This is a genomic window from Nostoc sp. (genome assembly GCF_036917515.1).
Classification (GTDB): domain Bacteria; phylum Cyanobacteriota; class Cyanobacteriia; order Cyanobacteriales; family Nostocaceae; genus Nostoc.
In genome coordinates this window covers 21,757-36,824 of sequence record NZ_JBALDE010000160.1, presented here as the reverse complement: position 1 = coordinate 36,824, position 15,068 = coordinate 21,757, and the positions used below count along the sequence as shown (strand labels likewise).

The 15,068-nt window shown below is 40.8% G+C and carries 13 protein-coding genes and 1 riboswitch; of the genes, 5 read left to right on the top strand and 8 right to left on the bottom strand.

All coding sequences use genetic code 11. The features are described 5' to 3' along the window. Positions 1–91: 91 nt before the first annotated feature. Positions 92–724 (bottom strand): glycosyltransferase, encoded by a 633-nt coding sequence (locus V7K89_RS20995; protein WP_335190513.1) that lies wholly within the window; start codon positions 722–724, stop codon positions 92–94. Continuing rightward, positions 675–953 (bottom strand): MGDG synthase family glycosyltransferase, encoded by a 279-nt coding sequence (locus V7K89_RS20990; protein ID WP_335190511.1) that lies wholly within the window; start codon positions 951–953, stop codon positions 675–677. Before V7K89_RS20990 ends, V7K89_RS20995 begins: the two co-directional genes overlap by 50 nt. A gap of 477 nt (positions 954–1,430) precedes the next feature. On the opposite strand from V7K89_RS20990, the gene V7K89_RS20985 reads away from it, so the two are divergent. The 4 genes from V7K89_RS20985 to V7K89_RS20970 all read left to right on the top strand — a co-directional run bounded on the left by V7K89_RS20985 (position 1,431) and on the right by V7K89_RS20970 (position 6,190). Continuing rightward, positions 1,431–2,423 carry a 2-hydroxyacid dehydrogenase gene (locus V7K89_RS20985; RefSeq protein WP_335190509.1) on the top strand — a complete coding sequence of 331 codons (993 nt, stop codon included), beginning with the start codon at positions 1,431–1,433 and terminating at the stop codon, positions 2,421–2,423. 86 nt (positions 2,424–2,509) lie between these two features. Further along, a riboswitch (TPP riboswitch) is annotated at positions 2,510–2,606 on the top strand. 7 nt (positions 2,607–2,613) lie between these two features. Continuing rightward, positions 2,614–3,987, top strand: coding sequence for a phosphomethylpyrimidine synthase (gene thiC, locus V7K89_RS20980; protein ID WP_335190507.1), 1,374 nt, complete (start codon positions 2,614–2,616; stop codon positions 3,985–3,987). A 548-nt stretch (positions 3,988–4,535) separates the two neighbouring features. Further along, on the top strand, positions 4,536–4,742 hold the full coding sequence (locus V7K89_RS20975) for an ATP-grasp domain-containing protein (protein ID WP_335190516.1): 207 nt from the start codon (positions 4,536–4,538) through the stop codon (positions 4,740–4,742). A 932-nt stretch (positions 4,743–5,674) separates the two neighbouring features. Beyond that, positions 5,675–6,190: a hypothetical protein gene (locus V7K89_RS20970; protein WP_335190505.1), complete on the top strand. Its 516-nt coding sequence runs from the start codon at positions 5,675–5,677 to the stop codon at positions 6,188–6,190. A gap of 323 nt (positions 6,191–6,513) precedes the next feature. Here the strand turns inward: V7K89_RS20970 and V7K89_RS20965 are convergent, their stop codons facing one another. Next, complete coding sequence (locus tag V7K89_RS20965) at positions 6,514–8,499, bottom strand: S8 family serine peptidase (RefSeq protein ID WP_335190503.1); 1,986 nt, start codon at positions 8,497–8,499, stop codon at positions 6,514–6,516. A gap of 613 nt (positions 8,500–9,112) precedes the next feature. Between V7K89_RS20965 and V7K89_RS20960 the strand changes: the two genes are divergently transcribed. Beyond that, a complete protein-coding gene (locus V7K89_RS20960) occupies positions 9,113–9,400 on the top strand; it encodes a hypothetical protein (protein WP_335190501.1) in 288 nt (95 codons plus the stop codon). A 201-nt stretch (positions 9,401–9,601) separates the two neighbouring features. Here the strand turns inward: V7K89_RS20960 and V7K89_RS20955 are convergent, their stop codons facing one another. The 5 genes from V7K89_RS20955 to V7K89_RS20935 form a co-directional block, all read right to left on the bottom strand. Beyond that, on the bottom strand, positions 9,602–10,861 hold the full coding sequence (locus V7K89_RS20955; RefSeq protein ID WP_442941730.1) for a hypothetical protein: 1,260 nt from the start codon (positions 10,859–10,861) through the stop codon (positions 9,602–9,604). 15 nt (positions 10,862–10,876) lie between these two features. Further along, positions 10,877–12,088 carry a diaminopimelate decarboxylase family protein gene (locus V7K89_RS20950; RefSeq protein WP_335190497.1) on the bottom strand — a complete coding sequence of 404 codons (1,212 nt, stop codon included), beginning with the start codon at positions 12,086–12,088 and terminating at the stop codon, positions 10,877–10,879. Positions 12,089–12,127: 39 nt separating this feature from the next. Beyond that, on the bottom strand, positions 12,128–13,888 hold the full coding sequence (locus tag V7K89_RS20945; protein WP_335190495.1) for an asparagine synthetase B family protein: 1,761 nt from the start codon (positions 13,886–13,888) through the stop codon (positions 12,128–12,130). Positions 13,889–13,893: 5 nt separating this feature from the next. Beyond that, positions 13,894–14,517 carry a DUF3859 domain-containing protein gene (locus V7K89_RS20940; RefSeq protein ID WP_335190493.1) on the bottom strand — a complete coding sequence of 208 codons (624 nt, stop codon included), beginning with the start codon at positions 14,515–14,517 and terminating at the stop codon, positions 13,894–13,896. Positions 14,518–14,797: 280 nt separating this feature from the next. Further along, positions 14,798–15,052, bottom strand: coding sequence for a DUF7219 family protein (locus V7K89_RS20935; RefSeq protein ID WP_322637376.1), 255 nt, complete (start codon positions 15,050–15,052; stop codon positions 14,798–14,800). Positions 15,053–15,068 lie beyond the last annotated feature (16 nt).

Below are 15,068 nucleotides of genomic sequence, written 5' to 3'. Positions count from 1 at the left end.
GGCAAATTAACCAAACCAATTATTGCATCTATTGCCCGAAGGCAATATATTTTAGAGGCACTATCTGTAGCCAGCTTTTAGAGAATTGGTATTAAATAGGAGCTTTCAAAATTTGTTCCAAAATATCAACTGTTTCAAATACAGCCTGGTTATTAAGGGTGTTGAGATTAGCCCGGTAGTCAGAATAGTTTTCTGGTTGAATTAGCTTTTCGATAGCCCGCTTGATGTTGTGAAAATTAGAAATTACAATCCCGACTTCTTTATCAGTAATCCATTCACAAGAGAATGTTTCCTGAATCATAGTTAAGGCATTGCGTTCTGTAATCACGGGCAACTTCATCGCCATAGCTTCGCTGAGGCTACCTGGTCCAGGCTTACCAATAAAAAAATCTGCAAGATGCATATAGTAAGGAATGTCTTCAGTAAAGGTAGTGACAAACCGCTTCTGAAAACCTTGACTTTGACGGAGTGCTGAAGCTAACTCTTCATTGCATCCGCAAATAAAAATGAATTGGAGCTTGTGTTGAAAACATTCGAGACGCTTGGCAATTTCGAGTATAACCTTAGAGCCATAACCGCCAAACAGAACTAATCCAGTGGGCAAATCTGGATCTAGATCCAAGCTTTGTCTTTCACTTCGGCGATCAACAGTAATGGGCTCGTAGAACCGGGGATTAATTACCAATCCTGATGTGCGGAAGATTCGCTTTTCCTGATGCCCCAACGCGCGCTTGTTCGACTGCTTGTTCAGTAGGACAAATTAAGAATTGCTCTTGTGGTTCTATCCAGTATTGAGGAGGAGAATCCGCAAAATTCGTAAGAATAGTGACGAAGGGTGTTGTGGGCTTTGCTTTTTGTAAGCTTTCTCGGAGTACTCGGTTATAAAATGGAATGCACGATACTACTAAATCCGGCTGATTCTTTTGCCAGTGACTTTCAAGCAGAGCTATCATGACCTAACTCCATAACAATTTGCGCTTGAAAACGCCGTCTTGATGCACCTTTTAGTTGACTTGACGTTTCCTTTAATATATTTTTTATTGAATCAGTTAACTCCATCAACCTACAACCACCCAAAAGTTTGAATTTAACAGGACTTAACAAGTACTAGTAATAGTTAAGTTTAGTAAATATCATAAACTAAAAGATTGATTTTATGCATTCTTAAATTAATTTTCTCATGATTTGAAGAATGCTTAACACAGCCGATTACTATTAATAATTTCAGCAATGCCTTCTGGATACGCTACTATCTTTTAGTACAGAAATACTATAATGCTGCGATCGCTTATTTCACTGGCATTGCGAGAGTAGCGATTAAAAAAAGTTTAAAATGCCGCAGCTACGCTCGTTGTAGACATCGCTTTTGTTAACGTCAAGGTATTATCTACTCGAACACCGTGCAGCATAGATAAAGTCTGAGGTTTTGCATGAAAGTAGCAGTTTTCAGTACAAAAGCCTACGATCGGCAGTTTTTGTCAGCTGCAAATTCTCCCATCCAACACGAATTAGTGTTTTTTGAACCCCGTTTAAATCGGGATACAGCTATTCTTGCTGCCGGATTTCCGGCGGTTTGCGTATTTGTGCATGACCAGGTTGATGCCCCAACTTTAAAGATTCTCGCCTCAGGGGGAACTCGCGTGGTTGTCCTTCGCTGTGCAGGGTTTAATAATGTAGACTTACAAGCCGCAGCAGATTTAGGAATTACCGTTGTGCGTGTTCCCGCCTATTCACCTTATGGGGTGGCAGAACACGCCGTAGGATTGATTTTGAGCTTAAATCGCAAAATTCATCGTGCCTATAACCGTGTCCGAGAAGGCAATTTTTCTTTAGATGGACTGTTGGGATTTAATTTGCATCAGCGCACAGTGGGAATTGTCGGCACTGGCAAAATCGGTCTGATTTTAGGACAGATTATGAAGGGGTTTGGCTGTCACCTACTTGCCTATGACGTTTATCGTAATCCAGAATTGGAAGCGCTAGGTGGAAAGTATGTAGAACTACCTGAGCTATTTGCCAACTCCGATATTATCTCCCTGCATTGCCCCCTGACTCCCGAAACACATCACTTGATTAACACTGAGGCTATAGAACAGATTAAGCCAGGGGTGATGCTAATTAATACTAGCCGAGGAGCGCTGATTGATACCCAAGCAGTGATTGAAGGATTGAAGTCTGGTAAAATTGGCTATCTAGCTGTAGATGTCTACGAACAAGAATCGGAATTGTTCTTTGAGGATTTATCTGGGGAAATTATTCAAGATGATATTTTCCAACGTCTGACAACGTTCCCCAATGTACTAATTACCGGACATCAAGCCTTTTTTACAGCCGAAGCTCTCTACAATATTGCCGAAACAACTTTTGCTAATATTACCGATGTTGAACAGGGTCGTCCTTGTGCGAATGAAATTCGTGCATAAACCTTTAGCAATCTCAAATCCCAAATTGTCTTACCTCATAAATTGTAAACATCTTTGCTCCCAGGCATAACCAAGGTGCTACACTACATCCATGCTAGGGGTGCCTATATAACCAGGCTGAGATCACACCCTTAACACCTGAGTCTGGGTAATACCAGCGGAGGGAAGCTGTTTATTGAGGAATGACAATATGCGGACTGAATGGGTTGCTAAACGACGTGGGCAGGTTAATGTATCTCAAATGCATTACGCCCGCCAAGGTGTTATCACCGAAGAAATGCACTACGTCGCCAAACGGGAAAATCTCCCAGCCGATCTCATTCGTGAGGAAGTAGCGCGGGGACGAATGATTATCCCCGCTAATATTAATCACACTAATCTAGAGCCGATGGCTATTGGCATCGCCTCTAGATGTAAGGTAAATGCTAATATCGGCGCTTCTCCCAACTCTTCTAATCTTCAGGAAGAAGTGGATAAGCTGAATCTGTCAGTGAAGTATGGTGCTGATACCGTGATGGATTTGTCCACAGGTGGCGGTAATTTGGATGAAATTCGTACCGCAATCATCAAGGCTTCACCTGTTCCCATTGGTACAGTGCCAGTGTACCAAGCTTTAGAAAGCGTCCACGGCACAATCGAGAATCTAACTGCTGATGATTTTCTGCATATCATCGAAAAGCACGCCCAGCAAGGAGTAGACTATCAAACTATCCACGCTGGGATTTTGATTGAGCATTTGCCTTTGGTGAGAAGCCGGCTCACTGGTATTGTCTCTCGCGGCGGCGGGATTTTAGCGCGGTGGATGCTACATCACCACAAACAAAATCCGCTTTATACCCACTTCCAAGATATTATTGAGATTTTCAAAAAGTACGATGTCTCCTTCAGTTTAGGAGATTCCCTGCGTCCCGGCTGCACCCATGATGCCTCAGATGAAGCACAATTAGCTGAATTGAAAACCCTCGGACAGCTAACTCGCAAAGCCTGGAAAGATGATGTACAGGTGATGGTGGAAGGGCCTGGACACGTGCCAATGGATCAAATTGAGTTCAACGTCCGTAAGCAAATGGAAGAGTGTTCGGAAGCACCTTTCTATGTTTTGGGGCCATTGGTAACAGACATTGCTCCTGGTTATGACCATATCACTTCAGCCATTGGAGCGGCGATGGCTGGATGGTACGGTACTGCAATGCTGTGTTATGTAACACCTAAAGAACATTTAGGTTTACCAGATGCCGAAGATGTGCGGAATGGGTTGATTGCTTATAAAATAGCAGCTCATGCGGCTGATATTGCTAGACATCGCCCTGGTGCAAGGGATAGAGATGATGAACTTTCCAAGGCGCGTTACAACTTCGATTGGAACCGTCAGTTTGAATTATCACTCGATCCAGAAAGAGCTAAGGAATATCACGATGAAACTCTGCCAGCAGATATCTATAAAACTGCTGAGTTTTGTTCGATGTGTGGGCCTAAGTTCTGTCCAATGCAAACTAAGGTTGATGCTGATGCGCTGACAGAATTAGAGAAGTTCTTAGCGAAAGAAGCTGTGACTCAAAGCTAACAGATTGTTATGTCGAGTCTAGTTGAATACTTGTAGCGGTTTTCAGAATTGCGGTTTAAATAGTTTGTCGGGTGCGTTAGGACGAATGTCCTAACGCACGTAAAATTCCAGATAATTTACTGGTGATTTGATGTTTTGGAAGCCCCATTATAATTAGTAATTAGCTGTATATTAGACCTCTTGCACGAATGCAAAACTTGCCCTCATCCCCCAACCCCTTCTCCCAATTTTGGGAGAAGGGGAGTCAATTTTAAAGTCCCTCTCCCAAGCTTGGGAGAGGGATTTAGGTTGAGGGTAAGGATTCATGCAAGAAGTCTATTCAATTCAAATATTGTGATATTTCTTTTTCCTAGTGATTACTTCAATCCTAAGAAAGCGGATGCAGCATACTTGGAGCAACTTGCTTGTATGCAAAATACTGGGTTTGCAACTTCCGTTATTTCTTTGGAGTCGCTGGGATCTGGTTCATCAAGAATTATTCCAGTCCCGACTTCTAATTCAAAAGTGGTCTACCGGGGTTGGATGCTTTCGTCCTCCGATTATGAGTTATTGGTAAACCTTTTGCCGCTTTACCAGATGAGGAAATTCCAGAAATTGTTTCTGAATGTGCCAAGCGCATTAAAAGTCAGTTTTTTTCAGTGGATGTAATAGAGTGTAGAGATGGTACTAAGCGGATCGTAGAAATTGGTGACGGGCAAGTATCAGATATTGTTGGGTGGACGGCTGAACGTTTTACTCAACTGTGGGTAATGTGATAATTAAACCTTTGCGATCCTACCCTGCGGGAAGGGGAAACGCATCTGCATTAAAATTTTAACCCTTAATTCGCCACAAAATTTACGCAAAAAGCTTAGGTAGAGCGATCGCTTTACCCAGTCTATAATTATCCTTACAGCTATGTTCACGTAAATAGACCATGCTGTAGGGGCACGATTAACAGAATTTTATTATTGGGATAGGTTCCAAGAAGTTGCGATCGCCTTTGAACATCATCGAAGTACATTCCCGTTACTGAGTCGAGTTTAGGATAATGATGCTTAAAACATGTTCATGTAAATTATGAGCGGATTTACCACAGCTAGCAGCATTATATAAAACCTATATAAACTTGATTGTTGCTTGACTATAGATGTTACCAGTTTATATATAAAATTAACTTATGTCTTGTTGAGTAGAATTAGATATCACAAAATTATTTCTGATAAAAGAAGAAATTGCGTTTTTGCCAAAAACAAAACAAAAGTTCACAAGATATCGAATTTAAAATAAGTAAACAAAATACATCTCTGCGAAGGATAAATTTTCGTTTATAAATATTTATACATATATTTATAAGTATTATAAATTACAAAAAATCACATGTTGAAGATTGGGTAAAGTAGTTTACTTGACTTGGGAATAGTGATAAAAAAAGTGTATCAACTAAGTAAGTGGGTGTTAAAAAATAGAACTTGATTAAGAAATATAAATCGCTTAAAAGCTTGTATTTAAAGTTTTTCTGGTGCTTTACAGAAGTTTACCTAGCTTTGTTTAATTGTGCCCGTTTATAACTTAAGTAAAATAAAACACTCGAAAAACTAATTTAAATAAGCTATTTAAGTTGATTTTTGTAAATTATTCAAGCTCCTCATATTTATCCCTTAGTTTCCAAGTTTCAACAACTAACGCAAATCACATGGAGAAAATTATGTCTACACAACGAGCTAAATTTTGTAATACGCTTGTTACTACTATTGCATTTATTGGCATGGGTCTTACCCTTAACAGCCTGCTACTCGATAAGGCTGCAATGGCAGAATCTTTACTACCTAATTCTGCAACTTATGGTCCAGTGAAACTGACTAATTTCACACTTAACGGCAATAGTAATGTTGTAATTGTTAATCCTGAAGAAAAGATTAATGGATCTACTAATTACACTTATAGTAATGGTCAAGGGGGATCTATTAATCAAATTATTGTGGGTATCGGAGGTCAATATAACGCTCAAGCCTGTATCTACAATGGTTCTACCCAAGGTTCAGGCTCAAGTACATTCACGTTAACAGCACCTAATGTACCTGGAATTTACTACATTCGCTTCCGCTACGCTCAAGCTTTTGGATGCCAACAAGGGGCTTTGGGTTGGTGGCGAATCGATAAAGTACCTACTGCTGAAGCCAATATAGGAATAATTATTGTAAGAGAGCCTACCGCACTCTGACGGGACGACAAACGCCCCGTAATCAAAGAGTGATCGTACACCTTCCAATACAACTGGAGTTTAGACTAGTCAGGAGTGCGAAACTGCTGAACAAATCAGATATAAAACTTTGTGAATAATCAATAGTTGCATGTGCCAACTATTGATTATTCACAAAGCTAATTTTAACTATTTTCCCGCTATTTTTGAGCCTGTAGTATTTAATTATATTTAAGTTTAATTAATAGTAATAATTTCAAGCTTTTCAAGACTTAACGGTATAAGTCAGTATGATAGATATAGTTCAAATACAAAGAAAACTGCTGTAAGCCAATAGGCTTGGCTTAAAATCCAATTTCAATAGTCAAACTGCGAATCTTTCCTGTATCTCCTTCAGCTTTATCTGCAACTTCCAGAGTCCAGGTTCCTTGGGGACTTTTACCTTTAAAGGCAGCAAGTTTAGGGGTGTTTACCTCGTCATAAGTTGTTTTAATATTATCTGTAGCTCCATCCTGGCGATCGTGCAGATTTATGGGAAGTATGCCTATTTGCACCGGGGGAAGGAGAGTAACTATAAGATCCCCAATATAAGTATGCTCGATATCTACATTAACTTTGATGGATTTTAGGAGGGTAGTATTAGCGATCACCACCGACAATGTTGATGTTTGCAAATCGTTAATTGGGATATCTTGCACTGCCTGGAAAATACCAGTGGGCGATGTTTGCGCGGGCTTGGCCAATTCTACAGCTTTCAGAGCATTGATTCGACCGTAACCGTAAAAGGGGCTGCGACCATTGGCATCATATTTACCTCCAGCTGGATCGATGCGATCGCAGGAGCGTTTTATAATATCTCGTACTTCATCCCAACGCAGATTTGGGTTTCTGGCAAGAATCAAGGCTGCTACACCTGCTGCACCTGGACAAGAACTAGAAGTTCCGCCAAATTCGTTCGTATAGTTGCCTAAAGCCTCACCCAGATTTCGATTACCTGAATTATAACCAAGTACACCAGAGCGATCGGTTGTCCAAATTCCAGTGGTTTGAGAAGTGTCACCATTGTTGCTGGGAAAGGCACACCAAACCGCTTGACCAAAGTCACTGTAAGCGCTTCTCGTGCCATAGTCGTTACAAGCTGCCACTGCAATTATCTTTTGGTAGCTGGCGTAGCCGTCGTTATCGACACTTTCGTTACCATTGCCAGCCGCGAATAAAATTACACAGCCCTTGCCGTTGCGCCCTTTATTGATTGCAAAGTCTATAGCAAGTCGCGTGGAATCAGGCAAAGGTACTTTTTGCTTGTGTGCGGGATCGTCTGGCTCAAACCAAGTACCGTCTGCTGGGCCCCAGCTGCAAGAAATAATATCAGCACCATTTTGAGCCGCCCAAATAAAAGCATCTGCTTCATCTTGCGACCCCAACGCTGAAGCTAAACGAATCGGCATGAGTTTTGCCCCTGGTGCCACACCAGATGCTCCAAAGTTACCGTTTGCACAAGCTACTCCTGCACAAGATGTACCGTGGTTATTATCGTTTCCCGGTCTAGGATTGTTCGTTTTACGTGTGACATCACGCGGAGCAACAATCTTGCCCGAGGAACGGAACTCTTCATGATCGAGATCCACACCGTCGTCGATAATTGCAATAATTGTACCAGTGCCATTGCTCAACTTCCAAGCTGCTTCAACGTTGGCATGAGCGTTAATTGTCTTACCATTAATTGTTGTTTGCTTTAAGTGCCACTGCTGCGGGAAAACTTGACGTTGGCGTGACTCACGCGCTAACTCAGGATGGCACAGTTCAACTGATTCCTCATTTAGAAGTCTTTGGGCGATGTCAAAGACAGCTATACCAGTATTTGTAGGCGCACTGACAAAATAAGCATTTCGTGCGTATTCAAGTTGGCGTTTAATTGTTAAGTTGTAACGTCTTAAAACTTCTTGGCAGACCCTTGATTCTTCGCTATCAAATTTAACAAAAAGGTTTTCAGTGTAGACTACAGGTTGCTGGGATACTGGATCGATTAAAACACGTCCGGCAAATTGGACTTCAGACTCATTGTTGAGAATTTCACGAGCGCGATCGCGCAAAGCGACACCCTGATTCGGAACTTTCGCTTGCAAAATTTCTACACCCGCTTGCCGAAACCGCGTTTTTAACTCAAATTGATTGAGAATGCTACGAGCTATGGGTGATACAGGTGCGACTTCAAAGGATCTTGCACCAACAATCGTACTACGGCTTTCGGTACGCACTACAACGTGTTCGTTACTGATAGCAAATTCATACTGTTGGCCGTTCTGTCCACCATAGCGAACCTGAACCATTGTTTAATCTCCTAAATATTTTGAAAATTGAGCATGGGAATTGGGCATTGGACATAACAGTTCCCAGTCCTGAGTAAAGAAGTTAGGATTCCCCACTCAGCACTCATAAGAGAATTGGAAAACCGTATTATGCCTTATTTTTAAAGCTTGCTACACCCATCGTAGGCTCACGTTTACTTTATGGATGCTTCTGATTTCATGTGTTATATGTGTATCACGATACAGAATTTAATCTATCTAAGTTCATACAAACCTTTGATTAGTCTTTCCAGAAAAGAGAAGATTCAAAATCAGGTTGTTTTAAGAATCTTCACTATTAGTAGGGGCGTATAACTATGAATCACGATGAAAAGAATGTATTTCATGTCACTGAAAAACGCTATAACATCATTAGAACTTGAGAAATATGTTTTATTTTCCGGTTGGGTATTTTCTACAGGTGTACTCTCTACCCCTGATTGGTGAAGTGAGATTTTAAAAAGACTACTTTTCTGAATATCCTGAACAAATTCGCGTTGGTAGCGATGTCTACGGCGGGCTAGACCTACGCACAACTGTATCCTACACTCGTAAACCTGGGTACTATGCAGTACATTACAATCAACCCACCACTGTGGCAACAAAAGCAATTTTACGACTTAACGACGGTGCAATCGCAGTTTTTTCGGGCGAACCCAATCAATCAGAACGGGGTATATTGAGTCCAGTTTATACACTAGAATCTAATGGTTCTGTAGCAGTACCAACTGGACTGGTTTTTATCCGCTTTGCTGAAGGCGTTGATATAGAGTCGCAGCACGAGGCAATTAATCGAGCAGGTTACAAAGTTGCACAAAGCCTTTCTTATGCGCCTCATACCGCTTGGTTACACGCCCAATCAGGTAATATTGTTGATGCGTAGGCGTAGCCCGTCGTAGACATCGCTGGGATTTCTCAGTTAGAAGCGATCGCTAATGTTGAGAATGTCGAACCTCAAATGCTTATGGAAAGAGGCTTGCGATAAATTACAAATTATACATCTTTAGCCAGAGGCTGGAAACCAAGTTTTAAAGAAGTTTTAGCTCAATGGTCATGAATTGCCCCCATAATTGAAATGAGAATACTAACCAAAACTTTGAACAACGTACATATCATTTCCTGTATCGCCTACTAAAAGCAAGCTACTGTCATCACTTTCTAAATTTTGACTGCCAGCAATGCCCTTTTGCAAAACTTTAATTATTTTTTGGGGAGTGAAAGATTCTAATTCCACAAACTTTCCAGATTCTAACCATGCTAATTCTTCAGCAGATAAACTTTGACGTATTTCTTCAGGTAATTGTTTAGCTGCTTGCGCCAACTCTGGAGAGGATCGAATGAACATTCCGCGCTTTGTAGCGATAATTTGACGTGGTGTTAGTCCAACATCAATAATCATAATCTCGCTATTGAGAAACCAATTAGTATTGGTTCTCAAATTATGAACTAAACCAATTCCTTGTGGATTACAATCATGTATTGCATAGACTTTCAAATCGGGATTGCGGCGCAGCATTTGCATCGTGGTGTCAAAAATGCTTTGGGGATATCCAGTAATGCTGAGAATTGCACAGTTGTTTTCAAAGTGAAAATTATTAGCGATTAATAGTTGAGCAATACTAGCACTATCACAAACGACTAATCTATCAAAACTGTAAGCAGTCACATCAGGATTAATCGTGGCTGGTGTATTTTCCTGCTTTGGTGAAGGAAGAATTTTGAGAATTGAACCATTGATTTGCTGCCAGCGATCTAGCCAATCTTTAACCTGAGATTGTGAAAGTAAAAATTCCTGTGTAAAGAATCCAATTCGTCCTAGCTGTCGAGTTCCTAAATATATGGGCAGCATTCCCGTAATCACAACAATAACAAAGAGGCTGAATGAGTTTGAGGCAAGACTTAGTAAAATTCCTGCTACAAGAATAATTAATCCTATGATTTGTAAATTTTTAGCATTTGCTTTGCGACTTGTATTGTTGAACTTACTTGATCTACTACGATTAAAAAATATCCAAATAAATATAAAGTTTACTATCAATGGGCCAATGACAAAAGCAAATGTAAATATATTAAAAAATACATATAAAAACAACCAGCTAAATCTTGAAAATGACTTTGATTTTAAACGAGTATCTAAAAAATAAAGTAGTTGCTTGGGTGTAAAAAATAAGGTATTATTTGCAGAAATATCAGCGATCGCCTTTGCAAAAAAAGGATCGGTAATTTTAATATTACTCATACTAGTCGGTTCAAAAGCAAAGGAATGATTGCATTTTATACACCGACCTTGATTAGCTGTTCGGTCTTTTAGTTTATTTTCAGTTCCGCAGTTAATACACTTCATAATAGTTGTTTGATGTTAGTTGTCTAGTACCTGATTTATTAATAAAACACTGTAATCTTCGCGTCGGCGAATCAAGCGATGTGTGCCATTTTCTAGCAAAACTTCCGCAGGTTTGGGACAGTGTAAAAAGTGAGACGACATTGCATAACCATAAGCACCGACATCTAGAATGGCAACAATATCGCCAATTTCTAAAACTGGAAGTTGGCAATTTTTCCCCAGATAATCTCGTGAATATGTGGTATTACCACAAATATCAGTTGTGAATGGATTGTCTGCTTGCTTCCAAGTGACAATTTCTCGATAGCCGCCGTGTACTGAGGGTACTGAGAGATTAGCAACGGTGGTATTAACTCCAACAATCTGTTTTTCTCCTTGCCATTTTACTGAAACAACTTGAGCCAGCAAAGTTGCACATCCAGCGATCGCACTTCGTCCTGGTTCAATCACCAAATCAATTTCCCGTCCTAAACGAGTAATTCTCTCGGTTAACTCGGCTCCAAATATTTCCCAGTCAAAGGCTGTTTTGTTGTGGTGATAAGGATAGCCAAAGCCACCTCCAAAATCTAAATATTCCCAATCAGGTAACTTTTGTGCAATAGCGATTACCGTATCAATCACCTGGGTAAAAGCTGCTGTGGCATTAGTTCCTGTTCCTCGATAGAAGTGTAAACCACTCAGCTTTAATCCCATCTCAGCAGTTAAAGCGATCGCATCACCAAATTCCTCTGGACGCACACCAATGCGGCTATCTCCAGTAATTTCCGGCAAATTGAGGCGTAAACCCAGACGAATATTTTTCTCTCTGCGTCTAACTTTGCAGCACAACTGCAATTGAGCGAGGCTATCGAAATTGAGAGTTGTAACTCCCCAATTCAGGACTTGTAGCATCTCAGCCTGATTCAAATTACTGCCGCTATAAACTATTTCAATAGGATCGAAACCAGCTTGCAATCCTAAATAAATATCTCCTGGCGTATTGGCGTGAAGTCCCCACCCAAAGGAGCGAAAAATTTTTAACAGCGCTATGTTGCCATTGGTAACACTGGCAAAGTGAAATTGCGTGCGGGGATAACTGACTGCTTTATTAATCCACTCAATAGTTTCGCGCAAGCGATCGCCATTATAAACATAAAGCGGAGAACCGTAGTTATTCAGTAACTCCTGAGCAAGTTCTTTAGAGAATGGGAGATTAAGGCGATTTTGAGTTAAATTATTTGATACCATTTACCAAGAATACTAATAAAGTAAACTACGAATTACGAATTACGAATTACGAATTATTTTGTAATTTCTCCATAACCAACGATGTAACCAAAATGGATGATCCCAAGACTGTTTACTTAGTTTTTCATTTAAAACGTGCGATCGCCAAAGTTGCCACATAATTAGTAACCAGAGTGTTTCACCAATTCGACGGCCTTGAATAGCTGCTCCCAGTTTGCCTTCAATGATTTGGGCTGCGATGTGAGGATAAAAGTGATTGTTGGCGCGAAGTATTTCTGGATTGAGCCAAATGCCGAGTTGATGCCAAAAATTATTTAAACACCAAGAAGTCAAAGGAACCCCCATACCACGTTTTTGTCGCCAGACAATTTCGGGTGGAAGCCAATTTTCTACAGCCCGTTTAAGGATATATTTTTCACAAGCACCCTGTAAGCAGAGTTCTCCAGATAGGCGGAATGTCCACTCAGCTAGAGGTAAATCACAAAAAGGCGATCGCACCCACAACCCATGAGCAAACCCCAATGCAGTCGCACGGGGATGGATATTCTGCGCTCCTTTGAGCATTAAATTAGCACGGCGGAGGCGATGCAGCAAAGATGGACATTCATTGCGATCAAGAGCTGTTAACAGCCAATCTTCAGGATACAAATTTTGGATCTGTGCATAAACCTCTGGCTGATAAACTTGAGATTCGTATCCCCCAAGACGGTGAAAGGTGCGGAGATATTGTTGGATAAAAGTTTCCTGTCCGGCGGAATTTTCTGCTTGATAAACACCTGCGGCAATTAAAGGTTTGTTCGTCCAACCGGCAAATAATTGATCTCCACCTTCGCCGTTAAAAATTACCTGAGTTTCCTGACTCGCCCTCTGAGATAGGAGATACAACGGCACACACACGCCATCTCCAAAAGGCAAATCCAATGCTTGCACAGTCGGAATTAAGGCATTCTCAATCAAACTTGGGGTTACTGCAACTTTAATTAGCGGAATTTTGAGAAACTGAGCGACTTGTTCAGAGTATGGATATTCTGGAATCCCTGCGTCACCAAAATCTAAAGTGTAGGCGCGGACTTTCACCCCTGCTTGTATCAGCAGTGCCGCTACCACTGAAGAATCTAGTCCGCCAGAGAGAAACACCCCGACAGGCTCATCTTTTAAATCGGCAATTTGTCTCTCAATGGAGTCTTTAAGGAGAGTTTGCAATTCAGTAATTGCTGTAGCTTCATCTGTTAACTGTTCTGGCACTTCCCGCCATGAGTGGATTTTTTTAGATTCAGGCGTTTGCAGCTTACCTGATTGACAATCACTGTGCCAAACTAATTCAGTCCCAGCCGTCACTGCAAACACTCCATTAATAGGAGTTAAGGGTGTGGGAACGTAAGAAAAACAGCTATAGCCATATAACCCAGGAATGCTAACTTCTGACTGTTGCAAAATCGGTAAGAGTAATTGCAGTTGGGATGCAAACCAGATTATTTGTCCTTGCTGAGTCCAATACAAAGGCATCTTTCCGAAAGGTTCTCTTCCCAAAATTAGGCAGTTGTTTTCTTGGAGACTTACCCAAGCATCAGGTGAACTAAATAATCCTGATGCAAAGATGGCAGCAATTTGATTTTGTTGCGGTGGAGAATTGCCATCAAGTCCTATGTAAACAACATTCCAGATGGGAAGAGGATAATTTTCCTGTGCAGAAAACTTCAGAGTCTCTCCTCTTCTATCTACAACACTAGTTAATAGCGTTTCCAACTCGTGTTGAGCGCCGTAACCCCAATAGCCAAGAAAGTGATGCAGGATACCCATCTGGACTATTTAACTTTAAAGGTTGCATCACTAATCTGCCGACCTTCTAAGAACATCTGCACCTGCCAATTGCCAACAGTTGCAGCCGGGTTAATAGTGTAGCGACACTGGGTATCCCAGACAGACGTATTAATCTCACGGGTTTGATAGTTGTTTTGCTTGACAATTTGACCGCTTGGGTCAATCCAATTACAAGAGAGAGCCAGCTTTTTACCCAAAGGTGCATCCTTTAGGGTGACACGATACAACACTTCTGGATTGGTTTGGCGGGAAATTGTCTTTAAATCGCCGCCATTATCTTGTATTAACGTGATGCGGTCTTTTTGAGCAGAAACACGCGAAAGTGTAGAATTTTGCTGCTGCATGAAAAATATTGTAGATACAATCGCAACCACTACAACTGCCACCACTCCAGAGGTAATCCATCGATTCCGGCGTTGTTGTATCTCCAGTGCTTGGCGGCGATTTAACTGAATCAGCGCTTCATCTAGTAACTCTGGCGGTAAATTCAACTCCTGTAAAATTTCTCTAACCTGCTGTTTGTCTAGTTCCGCTTCCCGACGCAATTGCAGACCTTCTACTTCTGTAACTATTTGTGATAATTGCTCTTGAGTCAGTCGCTGCGTCATAGCTTAACTTCTGTTAAAAAAACTTTATGGCAGTCTATTACTTGTTACTTGTAACTACTAGAATTAACATGACGAAAAAGAAGATTTCTTGCAAAAGCCAAAAAACTGCCTGAAAATCAATTTCTGGGCTAATACTCAATTCGTTGAAAACTGGCTAATGACAGTAGTTTTAGTCTGTTTTAACGGACTTTTGCTATTAGCCAGAGACTTAAGTCTTTGGCGGTTCAAGTATTTTTGCAATAGATTTAATAAAAATTATCAATACCTCCTTCCCATTAATTTAAATTTCTCTATTTCCGCCAATAGACAATTGTTTTTTGCTATGTTTCAACTCTTTCCAAAGTGACTTAATTTGCTGGTAAGCCTCTTCCTGAGACAATTTCCCTCCTGTTTCTAGGCAAGTGATGTAACTAATTTTTTGAGAGAATTCTTGGAGGTTGGCATTAAACACTAAGTTCTCTGGCTGGAATTTACCATAATACCGACTACGAGGGTAAAGAAAGCTGTTTTTGTCTTGCGAGTTAGGTTGTGTCATAAGTTTTATCTTGTAA

Coding starts and splice junctions, on each gene's coding strand:
- V7K89_RS20990 (WP_335190511.1), bottom strand. CDS start 953: ATGATAGCTCTGCTTGAAAGTCACTGGCAAAAGAATCAGCCGGATTTA.
- V7K89_RS20985 (WP_335190509.1), top strand. CDS start 1,431: ATGAAAGTAGCAGTTTTCAGTACAAAAGCCTACGATCGGCAGTTTTTG.
- thiC (WP_335190507.1), top strand. CDS start 2,614: ATGCGGACTGAATGGGTTGCTAAACGACGTGGGCAGGTTAATGTATCT.
- V7K89_RS20970 (WP_335190505.1), top strand. CDS start 5,675: ATGTCTACACAACGAGCTAAATTTTGTAATACGCTTGTTACTACTATT.
- V7K89_RS20965 (WP_335190503.1), bottom strand. CDS start 8,499: ATGGTTCAGGTTCGCTATGGTGGACAGAACGGCCAACAGTATGAATTT.
- V7K89_RS20955 (WP_442941730.1), bottom strand. CDS start 10,861: ATGAAGTGTATTAACTGCGGAACTGAAAATAAACTAAAAGACCGAACA.
- V7K89_RS20950 (WP_335190497.1), bottom strand. CDS start 12,088: ATGGTATCAAATAATTTAACTCAAAATCGCCTTAATCTCCCATTCTCT.
- V7K89_RS20945 (WP_335190495.1), bottom strand. CDS start 13,888: ATGGGTATCCTGCATCACTTTCTTGGCTATTGGGGTTACGGCGCTCAA.
- V7K89_RS20940 (WP_335190493.1), bottom strand. CDS start 14,517: ATGACGCAGCGACTGACTCAAGAGCAATTATCACAAATAGTTACAGAA.
- V7K89_RS20935 (WP_322637376.1), bottom strand. CDS start 15,052: ATGACACAACCTAACTCGCAAGACAAAAACAGCTTTCTTTACCCTCGT.